This is a genomic window from Streptomyces sp. NPDC017520 (genome assembly GCF_044329855.1).
GTDB lineage: Bacteria > Actinomycetota > Actinomycetes > Streptomycetales > Streptomycetaceae > Streptomyces.
In genome coordinates this window covers 304,329-320,956 of the sequence record NZ_JBIRKB010000001.1, presented here as the reverse complement: position 1 = coordinate 320,956, position 16,628 = coordinate 304,329, and the positions used below count along the sequence as shown (strand labels likewise).

14 protein-coding genes and 2 tRNA genes are annotated in these 16,628 nt (G+C 71.1%); 8 read left to right on the top strand and 8 right to left on the bottom strand.

Features of this window, described 5'->3' with window-relative positions:
- Window positions 1–60: 60 nt before the first annotated feature.
- Window positions 61–876: an SOS response-associated peptidase gene (locus ACH4KB_RS01460; RefSeq protein WP_398062495.1), complete on the bottom strand. Its 816-nt coding sequence runs from the start codon at window positions 874–876 to the stop codon at window positions 61–63.
- Between the two features lie 53 nt (window positions 877–929).
- On the opposite strand from ACH4KB_RS01460, the gene ACH4KB_RS01455 reads away from it, so the two are divergent.
- From ACH4KB_RS01455 to ACH4KB_RS01440, 4 genes are all read left to right on the top strand, one after another.
- Entirely contained in the window at window positions 930–1,643 is a 714-nt protein-coding gene (locus tag ACH4KB_RS01455; RefSeq protein ID WP_398062493.1) for a M50 family metallopeptidase, read from the top strand.
- Window positions 1,644–1,747: 104 nt separating this feature from the next.
- Complete coding sequence (gene aroA, locus ACH4KB_RS01450) at window positions 1,748–3,100, top strand: 3-phosphoshikimate 1-carboxyvinyltransferase (RefSeq protein WP_398062491.1); 1,353 nt, start codon at window positions 1,748–1,750, stop codon at window positions 3,098–3,100.
- Window positions 3,101–3,105: 5 nt separating this feature from the next.
- A complete protein-coding gene (rsgA, locus tag ACH4KB_RS01445) occupies window positions 3,106–4,122 on the top strand; it encodes a ribosome small subunit-dependent GTPase A (protein WP_398062489.1) in 1,017 nt (338 codons plus the stop codon).
- A gap of 158 nt (window positions 4,123–4,280) precedes the next feature.
- Window positions 4,281–4,604: a multidrug efflux SMR transporter gene (locus tag ACH4KB_RS01440; RefSeq protein WP_097866095.1), complete on the top strand. Its 324-nt coding sequence runs from the start codon at window positions 4,281–4,283 to the stop codon at window positions 4,602–4,604.
- On the opposite strand, the gene ACH4KB_RS01435 is transcribed toward ACH4KB_RS01440, so the two are convergent.
- Window positions 4,561–5,178 (bottom strand): TetR/AcrR family transcriptional regulator, encoded by a 618-nt coding sequence (locus ACH4KB_RS01435; protein WP_398062487.1) that lies wholly within the window; start codon window positions 5,176–5,178, stop codon window positions 4,561–4,563. The two genes, ACH4KB_RS01440 and ACH4KB_RS01435, sit on opposite strands and share 44 nt — an antisense overlap.
- Before the next feature lie 123 nt (window positions 5,179–5,301).
- On the opposite strand from ACH4KB_RS01435, the gene hisN reads away from it, so the two are divergent.
- Together hisN and ACH4KB_RS01425 are read left to right on the top strand one after the other, a co-directional pair.
- Window positions 5,302–6,102 (top strand): histidinol-phosphatase, encoded by an 801-nt coding sequence (gene hisN, locus ACH4KB_RS01430; protein WP_398062485.1) that lies wholly within the window; start codon window positions 5,302–5,304, stop codon window positions 6,100–6,102.
- A gap of 198 nt (window positions 6,103–6,300) precedes the next feature.
- Entirely contained in the window at window positions 6,301–6,699 is a 399-nt protein-coding gene (locus ACH4KB_RS01425; protein WP_398062483.1) for a cyclic nucleotide-binding/CBS domain-containing protein, read from the top strand.
- A 90-nt stretch (window positions 6,700–6,789) separates the two neighbouring features.
- Here the strand turns inward: ACH4KB_RS01425 and ACH4KB_RS01420 are convergent, their stop codons facing one another.
- Window positions 6,790–8,259 (bottom strand): catalase, encoded by a 1,470-nt coding sequence (locus ACH4KB_RS01420; protein WP_398062481.1) that lies wholly within the window; start codon window positions 8,257–8,259, stop codon window positions 6,790–6,792.
- A 170-nt stretch (window positions 8,260–8,429) separates the two neighbouring features.
- Here ACH4KB_RS01420 and ACH4KB_RS01415 point away from each other — a divergent pair, with 170 nt between their 5' ends.
- Complete coding sequence (locus ACH4KB_RS01415) at window positions 8,430–8,849, top strand: Fur family transcriptional regulator (protein WP_026290746.1); 420 nt, start codon at window positions 8,430–8,432, stop codon at window positions 8,847–8,849.
- Window positions 8,850–8,950: 101 nt separating this feature from the next.
- Here the strand turns inward: ACH4KB_RS01415 and ACH4KB_RS01410 are convergent.
- The 4 genes from ACH4KB_RS01410 to ACH4KB_RS01395 all read right to left on the bottom strand — a co-directional run bounded on the left by ACH4KB_RS01410 (window position 8,951) and on the right by ACH4KB_RS01395 (window position 14,549).
- Window positions 8,951–9,024 (bottom strand) — tRNA-Met (locus ACH4KB_RS01410).
- A 74-nt stretch (window positions 9,025–9,098) separates the two neighbouring features.
- On the bottom strand, window positions 9,099–11,171 hold the full coding sequence (locus tag ACH4KB_RS01405) for a tetratricopeptide repeat protein (RefSeq protein WP_398062478.1): 2,073 nt from the start codon (window positions 11,169–11,171) through the stop codon (window positions 9,099–9,101).
- 226 nt (window positions 11,172–11,397) lie between these two features.
- Window positions 11,398–11,471, bottom strand: a tRNA-Met gene (locus tag ACH4KB_RS01400).
- A 42-nt stretch (window positions 11,472–11,513) separates the two neighbouring features.
- Complete coding sequence (locus tag ACH4KB_RS01395; RefSeq protein ID WP_398063314.1) at window positions 11,514–14,549, bottom strand: UPF0182 family protein; 3,036 nt, start codon at window positions 14,547–14,549, stop codon at window positions 11,514–11,516.
- 135 nt (window positions 14,550–14,684) lie between these two features.
- Between ACH4KB_RS01395 and ACH4KB_RS01390 the strand changes: the two genes are divergently transcribed.
- The gene (locus ACH4KB_RS01390; protein ID WP_398062476.1) at window positions 14,685–15,245 is read left to right on the top strand and encodes a PPA1309 family protein; all 561 of its coding nucleotides are present in this window, start codon (window positions 14,685–14,687) and stop codon (window positions 15,243–15,245) included.
- A gap of 48 nt (window positions 15,246–15,293) precedes the next feature.
- Here ACH4KB_RS01390 and ACH4KB_RS01385 read toward each other — a convergent pair whose 3' ends face one another.
- A complete protein-coding gene (locus ACH4KB_RS01385) occupies window positions 15,294–16,409 on the bottom strand; it encodes a PDZ domain-containing protein (protein WP_398062474.1) in 1,116 nt (371 codons plus the stop codon).
- Window positions 16,410–16,628: the final 219 nt, after the last annotated feature.

Sequence of the window (16,628 nt, the reverse complement as noted above, 5' to 3'; positions counted from 1 at the left end):
GGAACAGCTACCGCGCGCCGCTCGGCTCCCGCGCCGCTCGCAACAGCTCCCGCCCGCCGCTCAGACCAGCGTGGACTCCTCCGGCGCGGCCAGCTCCTCCAGCAGTTCGGGTCCGTTGTTGCGCACGTTGCTGACCGTGGTGGCGACCGGGTAGGCGCGCATCAGCCCGCCGGGCGGCGGCTCCAGCAGCGCGCGCAGCTCGTCGGGGCCCGTGTGCGCGGGGTCCAGCCAGGCGTCCCAGCGGTCGGGGGTGAGCATCAGCGGCATCCGGGGATGGATGTCGGCGAGCGCGCCCGGCCCCTCGGCGGGGGCGACGGCCAGCGGGGTGGTCTCCGCCTCGGTGGTGATCACCGAGCACGTCACCCACCAGGCGTTCTCGTGGTCGCCGGGCAGGGTCGCGTCGCGCCAGAACTCGTACAGCCCGGCCATCGCGAAGACCGACCCGTCGGCGGGGGTCACGAAGTACGGCTGCTTGCGGGCCCGCTTCTTGCCCTTCTTCTCCTCCAGCTGCCGTTCCTCCGAGCCGGTGACCCACTCGTAGTAGCCGTCGGCGGGCAGGATGCAGCGGCGCTGGGCGAAGGCGCGGCGGAAGGAGGGCTTCTCGTGCACGGTCTCCGCGCGGGCGTTGATCATCCGGGCGGCGCCCTCGGGGGTCTTCGACCAGGAGGGCACGAGTCCCCATTTCAGGGCACGCAGCTGGCGAACCGGACGCCGGTCGTCGGCGTCCTTAACAGGACGCTCCAGAACCGCGTAGACCTCCTTGGTCGGCGCCACGTTCCAGTCCGGCTCCAGGGTCTCGGTGGGTTCCCACTTCTCGACGCCGAAGAGCCCGGTCAGATCCTCGGGGTTCCGGCTCGCCGCATACCGTCCGCACATAAGTGCCAGACTGCCACGACCGCCCGCCCCGACCGCAAGGAGTCGCCCGGCCGATGAACAGCACCGAATTGGGCGATCTGTGGGATCGCGTCACCGGAACCCAGTCCGCCCCCGAGCAGTGGCTGGTGGTGGTGACGGCCACCCTGGCGCTGATCGCCGTCGTGCCGAATCCGATATGGCGGCTCGCGCGCAACACCATCACCATCGCGCACGAGGGCGGCCACGGTCTGGTGGCGTTGCTCACCGGGCGGCAGCTCTCCGGCATCCGGCTGCACTCGGACACCAGCGGCCTGACCGTGAGCCGCGGCAAGCCGACGGGGATCGGCATGATCCTCACGGCGGCGGCGGGCTACACGGCCCCCTCGCTGCTGGGCCTGGGCGGCGCCTGGCTGCTGACCAACGGCAGGATCACCCTCCTGCTCTGGGTGGCGACGGCCCTGCTCGCGGTGATGCTGGTGATGATCCGCAATGTGTACGGGGCCCTCACCGTCATCCTGACCGGCACCGTGTTCCTGCTGGTGTCCTGGCTGGCCTCCTCGGACGTCCAGTCGGCGTTCGCGTACGCGGTGGTGTGGTTCCTGCTGCTGGGCGGGGTGCGGCCGCCGTTCGAGCTCCAGTCCAAGCGACGCCACGGCGGCGCCCCGGACTCGGACGCGGACCAGCTGGCCCGGCTGACCCACGCCCCGGCGGTGCTGTGGCTGTTCCTCTTCCACGCGGTGTCGCTGTGCTCGCTGATCGGCGGCGGGCGGTGGCTGCTGGGGTGGTGAGGGCGGGCCGGACCGCCACGGCCCGTACCACTCCTTCGTTACGGGCCGGTTCCTGCCCTTTTGGTCAGGATCCGGGTCGGCGCGGAGCCACTAAAGTGATGGCCATGACCGAGAGTCCCGTGCACCCCGCCCTCTGGCCCGCCCCCCACGCGAGCGGCGCCGTCGACGCGACCGTCACCGTGCCCGGATCCAAATCGGTCACCAACCGCGCGCTCGTGCTCGCCTCCCTGGCCGCCGAGCCCGGCTGGCTGCGCCGCCCGCTGCGCTCCCGCGACACCCTGCTCATGGCCGACGCGCTGCGCGCCATGGGCGTCGGGATCGAGGAGACCGTCTCCTCCTCGTCCGCCTCCAGCCCGTCCGCCGCGGCCTCCCCGGACAGTTCGGGCGAGGCCTGGCGGGTCATCCCGGCAGGGCTGCACGGCCCGGCGACGGTCGACGTCGGCAACGCCGGCACGGTCATGCGCTTCCTGCCGCCCGTCGCCACACTCTCCGACGGCCCGGTCCGCTTCGACGGCGACCCCCGGTCCTACGAGCGCCCGTTGACCGGCGTGATCGAGGGGTTGCGGGCGCTCGGCGCGCGGATCGACGACGACGGGCGCGGGGCGCTGCCGCTGACCGTGCACGGCGGCGGGGCGCTGGAGGGCGGCCCGGTGGCGATCGACGCCTCGTCCTCCTCGCAGTTCGTCTCGGCGCTGCTGCTGTCGGGACCGCGCTTCAACCAGGGCGTGGAGGTCCGGCACACCGGGTCCACGCTCCCCTCGATGCCGCACATCCGGATGACCGTCGACATGCTGCGGGCCGTCGGCGCCCAGGTGGACGAGCCGGAGACGGGCGGCGAACCGAACGTGTGGCGGGTCTCGCCCTCCGCGCTGCTCGGCCGGGATCTGACGATCGAGCCGGACCTGTCCAACGCCCAGCCGTTCCTGGCCGCCGCCCTGGTGACCGGCGGCCGGGTGACGATCCCCGACTGGCCCGAGCGCACCACCCAGCCGGGTGACGCGCTGCGCGAGATCTTCACCGCGATGGGCGGCAGCTGCGAGCTGACCGAGCGCGGGCTGACCTTCACCGGCACGGGCCGTATCCACGGCATCGACGTGGACCTCGGCGAGGTCGGCGAGCTGACCCCGGGCATCGCGGCGGTCGCGGCGCTGGCCGACTCCCCCTCCACGCTGAGCGGCGTCGCCCATCTGCGGTTGCACGAGACGGACCGGCTGGCCGCGCTGACCAAGGAGATCAACGAGCTCGGCGGCGATGTCACCGAGACGGCGGACGGGCTGCACATCCGCCCGCGCCCGCTGCACGGTGGCGTCTTCCACACGTACGACGACCACCGCATGGCCACCGCCGGGGCGATCATCGGCCTGGCGGTGAAGGGCGTGGAGATCGAGAACGTGGGCACGACCGCCAAGACCCTGCCGGACTTCCCGGACATGTGGACCGGAATGCTCGGGGCCTAGGAATCATGCGCCGCTACGGGAAGAACCCCGACGAGGACGACATCCGCGTCCGCCCCAACCGCAAGGGCAACCGCCCGCGTACGCACATCCGGCCCAAGCACGAGGACGCCGAGGACGGCATGGTCCTCACCGTCGACCGTGGCCGGCTCACCTGCCTCGTCGAGGGCCGGACCGTGGTGGCGATGAAGGCCCGCGAGCTGGGCCGCAAGGCCGCCGTGGTGGGCGACACCGTCTCCATCGTCGGCGACCTCTCCGGCGAGAAGGACACCCTGGCCCGGATCGTGCGCATCGCCCCGCGCCGCACGGTGCTGCGTCGCACGGCGGACGACGACGACCCGTACGAGCGCGTCGTCGTCGCCAACGCGGACCAGCTGGCGATCGTCACCGCGCTGGCCGACCCGGAGCCCCGCCCGCGCATGATCGACCGCTGTCTGGTGGCGGCGTACGACGGCGGCCTCACCCCGCTCCTGGTACTGACCAAGTCCGACCTGGCGTCTGCGGACAAGCTGCTGGAGGCGTACACCCCGCTCGGCGTCCCGTACATCGTGACCAGCCGCGAGGAGCTGGAGAGCGGCGACGCGGCGGACCGGGTGCGCGCGTTCCTCAACGACCGCGTCACCGCCTTCGTCGGGCACTCCGGGGTCGGCAAGACGACGCTGGTCAACGCCCTGGTGCCGAAGGACAGACGGCGGACCACCGGCATCGTCAACGCGGTCACCGGCCGGGGGCGGCACACCACCACCTCGGCCCTCGCGCTGCCGCTGCCCGGCGACCGGGGCTGGGTGGTCGACACGCCGGGAGTGCGCTCCTTCGGGCTGCACCACGTGGACCCGTCCCGGGTCATCAACGCCTTCCCGGATCTGCAACCGGGCACCGAGAACTGCCCGCGCGGCTGCACCCACGACGAGAACCAGCCGGAGTGCGCCCTGGACGCCTGGGTGGCGGAGGGGCACGCCGACCCGGCCCGCCTGGACTCCCTGCGCCGACTGCTGGCGACCCGGGAACGGCGCGAGGGTGACTGACGGCCCATCCGGCCGGAACCGGCCGGGGCGGCGCGGGCATGTTTGCGGCCTTCAACGACCGGTAAAGGCATAATCGCACCGAGCGGACGGTGCATCCTGCCGTCCGCTGGGTACGATCCCGAACCGATGCCGGTCACCTACGCGGGAGGCAACTGACGATGCCCTGGCTGCTGGTCGTGGTCGCAGGACTGCTGGAGACCGGCTTCGCCGTGTGTCTGAAGCTCTCCCACGGATTCACCCGGCTCTGGCCGACCATCGCGTTCGCCGCGTTCGCGCTGGGCAGTTTCGGTCTGCTGACCCTGGCGCTGAAGAAGCTCGACGTCGGTCCGGCGTACGCGGTGTGGACCGGGATCGGGGCGGCCGGGACGGCGATCTACGGCATGGTCTTCCTCGGTGACGTGGTCTCCACGCTGAAGCTGGTGTCGATCTCGCTGGTGATCATCGGGGTGATCGGCCTCCAGCTGTCCGGCTCGGCCCACTGAGACCCCCCGGAACCGCAGCCCGCGCCCCTTCCCGTACGAGTCCCAGCGCACGGTTGTCCGCGGCGTCGTCGCCCGGCACCGGAACGATCACACACGACAGCGCGAGGCGTAAGGCGATCTCGCAGCGCCCGGCGGCGACCCCGGGCGACACCGCCACCATCCGGTCGCGTACGAGCGCGAGCAGCTCCCCGGGGGTCGGCGGCGGTCTCTCACCTGTACGCCCCCGGGGGCCCGGCAGACGTCCAGGGCGGGGCAGCCCCTCCGCCCAGTACCCCGTGAGCAGCGCCTTGACCAGCGGGTCCTGGCGGGCGGCCCGTACGGTCCAGAGCGCGACGGCGGCCGGACGGTCGGGGGCGGGGGCGGTCAGGGCGCGGTCCACCCCGGCGAGATAGCCGTCGGCGGCCCGTCTCAGCAGGGCCCCGGCCAGTCCGCCCTTCGTGCCGAACTCGTTGTAGAGGGTCTGCCGCGAGACGCCGGCCAGGGCCGCGACGTCAACCATGCGCACCGTGCGCCAGGGCCCCTCGTCCAGCGCCCTGAGGGCGGCGTCCAGCAGTGCCTGCCGCGCTGTCGGCATCGTCGCCTCCCCGCCCCGGGACCCTGCGGTTCAGACTTGACGCGCCGCCGGGGGCTGTCAAGGGTCCCGGCCGGCGCGGGGGCGCTGTAGCCCGCGCCCGGCGGCGCTGGATACTGTGACGCCATGCCCGACTACCACGATGATCTGCGCCTGGCCCACGTACTGGCGGACGCCGCCGACGCGGTGACGATGGACCGGTTCAAGGCTCTCGACCTGAAGGTGGAGACCAAGCCGGACATGACGCCGGTGAGCGAGGCCGACAAGGCCGCCGAGGAGCTGATCCGGGGCCACCTGCAGCGGGCCCGCCCGAGGGACGCGATCCTGGGCGAGGAGTACGGGATCGAGGGCAGCGGACCGCGGCGCTGGGTGATCGACCCGATCGACGGCACCAAGAACTATGTGCGCGGCGTGCCGGTGTGGGCGACGCTGATCTCGCTGATGGAGGCGGGCGAGGAAGGGTTCCAGCCGGTGATGGGCGTGGTCTCCGCGCCCGCGCTGAACCGGCGCTGGTGGGCGGCGAAGGGCGCGGGCGCGTTCACCGGCCGCAGCCTCACCTCCGCGACCCGGATGCACGTGTCGGAGGTGGAGCGGATCGCCGACTCCTCGTTCGCGTTCTCCTCGCTGGCCGGCTGGGAGGCGCAGGGCCGGCTCGACGGCCTCCTGGACCTCACCCGGGCCTGCTGGCGGACGCGGGGGTACGGGGACTTCTGGCCGTACATGATGGTCGCCGAGGGTTCCGTGGACATCTGCGCGGAGCCGGAGCTGTCGCTGTGGGACATGGCGGCGACCGCGATCATCGTGCAGGAGGCGGGCGGCCGGTTCACCTCGCTGGACGGGGTGGACGGTCCGGGCGGCGGAAACGCGGCGGCCTCCAACGGGCCGCTCCACGACGAGCTGCTGGGCTATCTGAACCAGCGGTACTGACCGCCCCTTTCGGTTCCGTCCGAAACCGTACGGTCCGCGAGACGTGCCAGGGGCGCGTTGTGTGCTTTTCGCGCGCCCTCCCCACGCTTCACCCACCCCTTGTCGACCCGCCCCAAGGGTGCGACTCTGAGAGTCCCCCCACTTGTGAACTTGTGAATCGGCTCACGGAGTCGGCTCGCCGAGGAGGTGGCTCGTTACATGCTCGTCCGTGACGCCATGAGCACGGTGGTCCTCACCATCGGCCCCACCCATACGCTCCGCCAGGCGGCCCGGCTGATGTCGGCCCGCCGCATCGGGGCAGCTGTCGTCCACGATCCGGACACCTGCGGGCTCGGCATCATCACCGAGCGCGACATCCTCGACGCGCTCGGATCGGGGCTGGACCCCGACCGGGAGACCGCGTCCGCCCACACCACCACCGACGTGGTGTTCGCCGCCCCGGCCTGGACGCTGGAGGAGGCCGCGGCAGCCATGACGCACGGCGGGTTCCGGCATCTGATCGTGCTGGACGGCGAGGGGCCGGTGGGCATCGTGTCGGTGCGCGACATCATCCGCTGCTGGGCGCCCGTCCGTCGTACGGTCGCGGCCGCCGGCTGACCGGTCGCCCGGCGTGCGGTCGGCCGGGAACGACCGGTGGGCCGGACCCCCGCGAGGGGATCCGGCCCACGGTCGACGACAGGCGTCCGGTCAGCCGCGGAGGGCCTGGACCGCGGCTTCCAGCCGCTTGCCGAAGTCGCCGTCCGCCTGGCGGAAGTTGTTGATCGCGCGCTCGGCGATGTCGTCGCGCGAGACCTTGGCGATGAACCCGGCGAGGTTCTCGATCAGTCGGGTCTTCTCGTCCTCCGAGTAGAGCCGGTAGAGGTTGCCCGCCTGCACGAAGTCGTTGTCCTCGGCGTGGACGGGGGCCTCGGTGTTACCGGTGGTGCCGGTGACCGGGAGCGGCTGCCACAGCGGGCGGTCCGTCTGGGACGGGCCGCCGAAGCTGTTCGGCTCGTAGTTCTTGGCGCCCTGGTGACGGCCGTCGTAGAGGAAACCGTCCCGGCTGTTGGTCCGCGCCTCGGTGGCGTGCGGGCGGTTCACCGGCAGGTGGTCGGCGTTGATGCCGACGCGGTAGCGGTGGGCGTCGCCGTAGGCGAAGAGCCGGCCCTGGAGCATCTTGTCCGGGGAGGGACCGATGCCCGGCACGAAGTGCGCGGGGCTGAAGATCGACTGCTCGACCTCGGCGAAGACGTTCTGCGGGTTGCGGTTGAGCTCCAGCTTGCCGATCTCGATCGGCGGGTAGTCCGCGTGCGGCCACACCTTGGTGAGGTCGAACGGGTTGAAGCGGTAGCCGGCCGCGTCCGCCGCGGGCATGATCTGGACCTGCACCGTCCAGGACGGGAAGTCACCGCGCTCGATCGACTCGCGCAGATCACGCTGGTGGCTGTCGGGGTCCTCGCCGGCGAGCTTGTTGGCCTCGTCCGCGGTGAGGTTCTTGATGCCCTGGTCGGTCTTGAAGTGGTACTTGACCCAGAAGACCTCGCCGGCCTCGTTGTTCCACTGGTAGGTGTGCGAGCCGTACCCGTTCATGTGGCGCAGCGTGGCCGGGATGCCGCGGTCGCCGAAGAGCCAGGTCACCTGGTGCGTCGACTCGGGCGACAGCCCCCAGAAGTCCCAGACGTTGTCCGCCTCCTGCGAGCCGGTGTACGGGTCGCGCTTCTGGGTGTGGATGAAGTCGGGGAACTTGATGGCGTCCTTGATGAAGAACACCGGGGTGTTGTTGCCGACGAGGTCGTAGTTGCCCTCTTCGGTGTAGAACTTCAGCGCGAAGCCGCGGGGGTCGCGCACGGCGTCGGCGGAGCCGAGGTTGCCCGCGACGGTGGAGAAGCGCAGGAAGGTCTCGGTCTGCTTGCCGACCTCGGAGAGGAACTTCGCCCGGGTCCACTGCGAGACGTCGCGGGTCAGCGTGAAGGTGCCGTACGCACCGGCGCCGCGGGCGTGCACGACCCGCTCCGGGATGCGCTCGCGGTTGAAGTGGGCGAGCTTCTCCAGCAGCGCCTGGTCCTGGACGAGAACCGGACCGCCGGCGCCAGCGGTCTCGCTGTTCTGGTTGTCGGCTACCGGCGCGCCGGCCTCCGTAGTGAGCGGTCCCTGCGTCACGTGCGCCTCCTGCGTCATGTCCTGCACATCAGTGATCGGCCGACCTCGGTCGTCGGTCCGATGTTCCGCACAGCCTGTCCCTTGGCGTATGCCGGTCTCGATCCTACAATGGACATTGTCTAAGTCAAGTGACCATCCAAAGTCACACCCGATCGGGACTCGGTTCCCCCACTGTTAGGCTGGGCTGCATGAGCGACCTGCTGGAACGACTTCGTGGACGCGGCTGGCGTATGACGGCACAGCGGCGTGTCGTGGCCGAGGTCCTCGACGGGGACCACGTACACCTGACGGCGGACGAGGTCCACGCGAGGGCCGTTTCCCGGCTGCCCGAGATCTCGCGCGCCACCGTCTACAACACCCTCGGCGAGATGGTGTCCCTCGGTGAGGTGCTGGAGGTCTCCACCGACCGCCGGGCCAAGCGCTACGACCCGAACGCGCACCACCCGCACCACCACCTGGTGTGCGCCCGGTGCGGCGCCATAAGGGACGTGCACCCCGCGGGCAATCCGCTGGCGGACCTGCCGGCGGACGAGCGCTACGGCTTCATGGTCTCCGGCGTCGAGGTGACGTACCGCGGCATCTGCCCGAGCTGCGCCGCCACCGCCTGACCCGACCCCTTCGGGCCCGCCTCGGGGCGGGCCCGGCTTCCCAGGTCGCCGGAGATGACGAAGGCCCGGATCTCGATGAGATCCGGGCCTTCGTCCTTCAGTAGCGGGGACAGGATTTGAACCTGCGACCTCTGGGTTATGAGCCCAGCGAGCTACCGAGCTGCTCCACCCCGCGTCGGTGAATGCAACTTTACGTCAGCAGGTCGGGCGGCGCAAATTCATTCACGCCGGCCCGCGGGCCCGACGGGGTTACGCCGTCAGCTCCTGGTGCAGCGCCTCGCGCAGCCGCGCGGCCCGCTCGGCCACCTCGGCCGGGCCCAGCTCCACCGCCCGGGCACACCAGCGCTGCCCCTCGGTCAGCTCGCCCCGGCGGGCGGCGAGGAGCGCCAGGCGCAGTGCGGCACGGCCGTGCCCGGCGGCGGCCGCACGGCTCCACCACAGGGCGGCCTCGCGCTCGCTGCCCTCGCGGGCCAGCAGCAGACCGAGGTTGAAGGCCCCGTTGCGGCTGCCCGCCTCGGCGGCCTCCCGGTACCAGTGGGCGGCGCTCTCCACGTCCCCGCGGGCGGCGGCGAGCATGCCGACCCGGACCTGGGCGCGGCGGTGCCCCTGCTGGGCGGCCCGCTCGTACCACTCCTCGCACTCGGTCTTCTCCGGCATCGGCTCGCCCAGCGCGGGCGCCCCCGGCGGCGGCTGGCGGGCGTCCAGCACCCCGGCCAGCCGGAACGCGGCCTCGGCGCTGCCGCCGCCCGCGGCGCAGCGCAGGTGCCGCTCGGCCTCCCGGTCCTCGCCGTCGCGCAGCAGGGCCATGCCGACCTGGAGCGCGGCGTCGGTGTGCCCGGCCGCCGCGGCGCGCTCGTACCAGCCCAGCGCCGTACGGTTCTCGTCGCGTCCGGCGTGCAGGATGCCGAGGTTGAAGGCCGCGTCGACGCTGCCCGCCTCGGCCGCCTTGGAGAACCAGGGCTCGGCCCCGGTGTCGTCGCCGGCCTGGAGGAGGAGCACCGCGAGCGCGTTGGCGGCCTCGCGGTGCCCGGCGTACGCGGCGCGGCGGTACCACTGCTCGGCCTGCGGGGTGCGGTCCTGGGCGGCACAGAGCAGGCCGAGGTTGTACGCCCCGTTGACGTCGCCCGCGTCCATGGCGGCCCGGTACCAACGCTCTGCGGTCTGCTGCTCACCGCGCGCGGCGTGCAGCGCGCCGAGCGCGTTGGCGGCGTTGCCGTCGCCGTCCTGGGCGGCGCGCAGCCACCACACGGCGGCGCTCTCCTCGTCGCCCGCGTCGCGCAGCAGAAAGCCCAGCGCGCAGGCGGCGCGCGGCTCGCCGTCCTTGGCGGAGGTGAGGTACCAGCGCCCGGCCTCCTTGAGCTCGCCGCGCTGCTCCAGGATCGCGCCGAGATGCAGGGCGGCGCGGCGGTGGCCCCGGGCGGCGGCCTGGCGGTACCACTGCTCGGCCTCGCCGACCCGGCCGGCGGCGGGTCCCGCCACCGGGCTGTCGCCGTCGGCCGCGCTCCTGGCGCCCGCGGCACCCGTCGCCCGTCCGTCCTGGGCGGGTGCGGGCGGGCCGCCGGGGAGGCCGAGGCCCGTTCCGGTTCGCCCCGAAGCGGGGCCCCGGCCCAGGCCGAAGGCCTCGTGCGGGTCCGCGACGGCCTTCCGCTCCAGGGCGCGGGCCAGCCGGTAGGCGGCCTCACGGTGCCCCTGTTCGGCGGCGGCGCGCAGCCAGCGCTCGGCGCCGACGTCGCCGCGGTGCTCCAGCAGGTCGGCCAGCGCGTACGCGCCCAGCGCGTGGCCCTGCTCGGCGGACTGGCGCAGCCAGTACTCCGCGCCGGGCTCGTCGCCGCGCTCGCGGAAGTGCCGGCCGAGCGCGTGCGCGGCGGCGGCGGATCCGGCCACGGCGGCGATGCGCCACCACCCGGCGGCCTCGTCCGGGTAGCCGCGCTGGTGCAGCAGGACGCCCAGGTTGTTCGCGGCGGCGCGGTCCCCGTCGGCGGTGGCGGCGCGCAGATACCGCTCGGCGCCGGCCAGCTCGCCGCGGCGCAGCAGCAGCGCGCCCAGGACGCTCATGGACGCGGTGTCCCCCGCGTCGGCGGCGCGTCGGTGGCGTGCCTCGCTCTCGGCGCTGTCCGCGGCGTCGACCGCGTCCGTGGTGTCCTCGTCGGACGCGGTCGCGGTGGCGCTCGCGTCGATGGCGCCGGTCCGCTGGACCGGTGCGCCCGCCCCGGCGATGGCAGCGGCGAAAGCCGCGTCTACCGCGCTTTCCCCATCTTGGCCGCGCCGCTGCACAAACCGCCCTGTCTCCAACAGAGTTGCCCTGTCCCCCATAAATACCATCGTCGCACCACCTGTAACCCGCGTACACCTGGTATATCGCGGCCAGTGAGGTCACTACAGCGTTTTGTCGACATGCCCACAGGGAGACAAGTCAAACACGTTCGGAAGCAACTACTGCCCAGCGAACCGCACTTCCCGCCCACAGCTTGGGACCGACACGGCCCGTACGCACAACAGGCACGACGAAGGCCCGGATCCCTTGGGATCCGGGCCTTCGTCTTTTCAGTAGCGGGGACAGGATTTGAACCTGCGACCTCTGGGTTATGAGCCCAGCGAGCTACCGAGCTGCTCCACCCCGCGTCGTTGTGTTCAAACCGTACCACGACGCGGGGTGGACTCTGCTCAGCTGCCCTGGTCGGAGCCCTTCTCGGCCCCTTCGGCCGCATCCGGCTTCCTCGCCGGATCAGCCGTGTCCGCGTCCGCAGGCTTCCCTACGCTCGCGGGCTCGGCCGAGCTGTCCGGCTTGGCATCGCCCGCCGGCTTCTCGGCGCCGTCGGCCTTGTTCCCCTCGCCGCCCGCCTTGGGCTGCGCGGCGGCGGCTCGCTCCAGGGCGTCCTGAAGAGCCTCCTGGGCCTTGCCGTAGGCCGGCCAGTCCTGCTCCTGCAGCGCCTTCTCGCCGTCCGAGTACGCCTTCTGGGCGTCCGCGATGGCCTTCTTGAGCGCTGCGCTGCCGGTGGCCGGGGGCTCGTCGGTCTCGCCCGGCGGCACATCGGGATCGGGCGGTGTCGTGGCCCCCTCGTCCTCAACTCCGAAGACGGCGTTGAGCGCCTCCCCGAGGCTGTTCTCGAAGACGATCTTCGAACCGTACGAGGCGGCCACCTTGCGCAGCAGCGGGTAGTTCTGGTTGCCACCGCGCGTGTAGACCGGCTCGATATAGAGGAATCCGCCCTCCAGCGGAACCGTCAGCAGGTTGCCGTACTCGATGTCCGAGTCGGTGCCCTTGAGGTTCCTCACGAACTCGGCGACGTCGTCGTTGCCGTTGAGCTCACTCTGTACCTGGCCCGGGCCCTTCACGGTGGAGGTGACCCGTAGCAGCCGCATCTCGCCGTAGTCCTTGCTGGCCGCGTCCGCGTTCACCGCCATGAAGGCACCCAGGTTGGGACGGCCTCGGGGAGTGAACGTGGTGGTCAGCGAGAACTGCTGCTCGTCCTGGCCCGGCATCTTCATGCTCAGGTAGTACGGCGGAACGGAGCCGGGCTCCTTGTTCGTCGGGTCGTCCGGCACCTGCCACGCGTCACTGCCGCTGTAGAACTGCGCGGGGTCCTCGACGTGATAGCGGGTGAGCAGCTCGCGCTGGACCTTGAAGAGATCCTGCGGATACCGCAGGTGTTCCATGAGCTCCTGCGGGATCTCCCCGCGGGCCTCGACCGTCCCCGGGAACGCCTTGCGCCAGGTCTTGAGGACCGGGTCCTTGGTGTCCCACTCGTAGAGCTTGACCTTGCCGTCATAGGCGTCGACGGTGGCCTTCACCGAGTTGCGGATGTAGTTGACCTGGTTCTGCTGGGCGACGACCGCGCGCTGGTTGGTGGTCAGCGAGTCGGCCGTGGTGTCGCCGAGCGTGGTCCGGGACGCGTACGGATAGCCGTTGCTCGTGGTGTACGCATCGACGATCCACTGGATCCGGCCGTCGACGACCGCCGGGTAGGCGTCGCCGTCGATGGTCAGCCACGGGGCGACCGCCTCGACGCGCTCCTTGGGCGTGCGGTTGTACAGGATCCGCGAGCCCTCACCGATGGCTCCCGAGTACATGATCTGCGGCTCGCTGAAGGAGACCGCGTACGCGGCACGGTTGAAGGTGTTGGAGAGACTGACCCCGCTGTCGCCCTTGTAGCTGGTGGTCTTCTCGCCGTCCTCCTCGTAGTCGAGCTCCTTCTGGGGCCCGCCGACGATGGAGTACTGCTGGGTGTTCTCGCCGTAGTAGATCCGCTGCTCGTACTTGCCGAGCTCACCGGTGGTGGGCAGCCCCGACTCGCTGAAGTCCGGGGACCCCGTCGGGTTCGTCCCGGTGGTGGTGCCCTTGGCCGCGATGGCGCCGTAGCCGTGGGTGTACGTGAAGTGGTCGTTGATCCAGTTCCGCTTGGGCAGGCCCTGGATGTTCAGCTCACGCAGACCGATGACGGTGTCCTGCTCCTTGCCGTCCTTGTCCTTGTAGCGGTCGACGTCCAGCGTCTTGGGGAACTGGTAGTAGTTCCTCCGCTGCTGGAGCTGCTGGAAGGCCGGGGAGACGACGTTGGGGTCCATCACGCGGTAGCTGGCCGCCGTGTTGGCCGCCGCCCGCAGCTTGCCGTCGTCCTCCGTCGTCGCCTGGCCCTCGTAGTCGTCCACCGTGGCGTCATCGATGTCATACGCGTCGCGTGTGGCATTGATGTTCTTCTGGATGAACTCCGCTTCCTTGGCCTGCTCGTTCGGCTGGACCTGGAACTTCTGCACGATCGCCGGGTAGAGCCCGCCGATCAGGATCGCCGAGAGCACCATCAGGCCGAAGCCGATGACCGGGAGCTGCCAGGTGCGCCGCCACAGCGTCGCGAAGAACAGCACGGCGCAGATGGCCGCGATGCAGAACAGGATGGTCTTCGCCGGAAGGTAGGCGTTGGCGTCGACGTACCGCAGGCCCGTCCAGTTGTCCGCGGCCTTGAAGTCACTGGACTTCACCGCCAGCCCGTAGCGGTCGAGCCAGTACGCCACGGCCTTCAGGGAGACGAAGATGCCCAGCAGCACCGAGAGGTGGCCGGTGGCCGCCCCGGTGGCACGGGCGCCGGGGCTGGTGATGCGCAGCCCGCCGTACAGATAGTGGGTCAGCGCGGCGGCGATCAGCGAGAGCACGGTCGCCGCGAAGCCGAAGCCCAGCAGGAAGCGGTACCACGGCAGGTCGAAAGCGAAGAAGGCGACGTCCAGCTGGAACTGGGGGTCCTTCTGCCCGAACGGCACGCCGTTGACGTACAGCAGCCACGTACGCCACTGACCGGAGGCGGAAGCTCCGCCGATCAGTGCGATGAGCGCCGTGACGGCCAGCAGCACCCACTTCTTGTAGGGGGCGATGCTCATCCGGTAGCGGTCCAGGCTCTGCTGCTCCAGGGACATCGCGCTCAGCGGCGGCCGGAGCCGGTGCGCGAGCCAGATGTTCACTCCGATGGCGATCGCCATCAGCAGTCCGAAGACGAGGAAGAGCCCGATCTTGGTCCACAGGGTGGTGGTGAAGACGGATGAATACGCGACCGACCTGTACCAGAGCCAGTCCGTCCAGAACCCGGCGAACATGACGAAGGCCATGGCGAGAACCGCCAGGACACCCAAAGTCATGAGCAGGGTACGGGCGCGCCGGGACGGGCGGCCGACTCTGATCCGTGGCCCGGTCGGGCCTCCGCCGCGGTCCGGCATCTGGAAAGCCAACGTGCGCACCTCGTAGTTCGCGGTCGTGTGGACGGGCCCAGCGGTCCTAGAGCCCACCTATGCAACTTACTGAGGCTTTACCTAGTTCCCGTTCCCGGGGCGGAAGGAGGCAGGATATTGCCCATGCCCAACGTTTCCCCCGCAGGACCCCCGATGGCCGCGAGTCCGCTCACCGTCGCCGTCCTCGAAATCGACGCCTATGCCTCCAATCTCGGCTGGGACCAGCCCGCCCGGCTGTTCGCCCTGGTCGACACCGCACAGCTGCGGGTCCAGGAGCCCTCCCTCGCCGCTCAGCTGGGCCTTGAGGACCCCAGCTCCTCCGTCGCCGCGCTCACCCCGATCGAGCAGGACGAGCTGCCCCCGGGCACCGCGCTCGACGACTTCCTCGGCACGATCGCCTGGCCCGACGCCGTGGTCGGCTGCGCCATGACGGTGGAGCGGCTGATGCTGCCGCCGTCCGCCGAGACCTCCGTGCCGGACGGTCTGAACGACAAGCAGCTGACCCAGTGGGTCGCCAAGCACCCCGACCGGCAGGAGGTACGGATGACCGTGGCCGTCCTGCGGGACGGGGCCCGCGAGTCCGCCGTACGGCTGCGCGAGAAGGACTCGCCCACCGAGGTGCTGACCGGCGCCGGTCTGGTGCCCGGCCTCGCCGAGGCGCTGGCAGCGACGTTCGAGTCCTGATCGGGCCGCTGCCCGGGGCCGTCGTACGGTTCCCGGGCGGCGCGGCCGTCAGCCGGCCGAGCAGCTCGGCAGACCCGCGGTCTTCCCCGTACGGATCTGCTCCATCGACTTCGTGGCGTCCTCGATGGTCTTGACCCTTACCAGGGTGAGCCCGTCAGGTGTGTCGGCGGCGGCCGACGCGCAGTTGTCGTCGGGCGTGAGGAAGTAGCGGGCGCCGGCGTTCCGGGCGCCGACCAGCTTCATGTTGATGCCGCCGATCGGGCCGACCGCGCCCGCGTCGTCGATGGTGCCGGTGCCCGCGACGAACTTGCCGCCGGTCAGGTCACCCGGGGTGAGCTTGTCGATGATGCCGAGGGAGAACATCAGCCCGGCGCTCGGCCCGCCGACGTCGGCGAGCTTGATGTCGATCTCGAACGGGAACGTGTGGTCCGTCCCGGCCCTGATACCGACGATCGCCCGGCCCTTCCCGCCCTCCTCGCCGTCGCCCTCGGCGGCGGGGGCCTTCGCGGTCCTGATGGTGATCTCCTCGCCGCCCTCGGGGGCGCGCCCGGCCTTCTCGGCCGCGGCGGCGGTCTTCGCCGGGATGATGGTGAAGGTGACGTCCTCGCCGGGCTGGTGCTCGGTGACGAGCTTCGCGACGTCGCCGGGCGCCTTGACCACGGTGCCGTCGACGGCCTTGATCACGTCGCCCGCGTGCAGCTTGTCCTCGGAGGGGCTGCCCTTGACCACCGTGGAGACCACGACCTGAGTGGCGACCGGGATGTCCAGTTCCTTCAGGGCAGCCACCTTGGCGCTCTCCTGGGACTGGCTGAACTCCTCGGCGTTCTCCTGGGTGGACTGCTCCTCGGTCTTGCCGTCCGGGTAGAGCGTGTCGTGCGGCACCACGACGCTGTCGTGGGCCAGCCAGCCGTAGACGGCCTCGAAGACGTTCATCCGGTACTCCGCCCCGGTGACGCGGACCGTCGTCATGTTGAGGTGCCCTGATGCCGGGTACGTCTTGCGACCGGAGATCTGCAGGACGGGCTCGCCACGCGCGTCGCCCAGCGTGTTCACCGTCGGTCCGGGGGACATCTCCGCATACGGCACTTTGATCAGCACGCCTGCGCAGAGCAGCGCGATGAGGACGAGGGCGGAGGCGAGCATCGTCGCGGTGCTGCGTGGCATGGAACGACAGTACGGGAAGGGCCTGTCAGTGCACCGCCGGGGCCGGTCCGTACGGGGAGACCGGAACGCGGCGGAAGGTGGTCACGCGGCGTGCGTCGGTCTTCAGAGAGCCCCGGAACCGGAGTGCGACTTCTCCATCGCGTCACGGAACCTGGCGTAGCCGGCGAGTTCGGTGACATCGCCGGTCGTGCGATTGCGGGCAGCCCAACTCGCCCATAT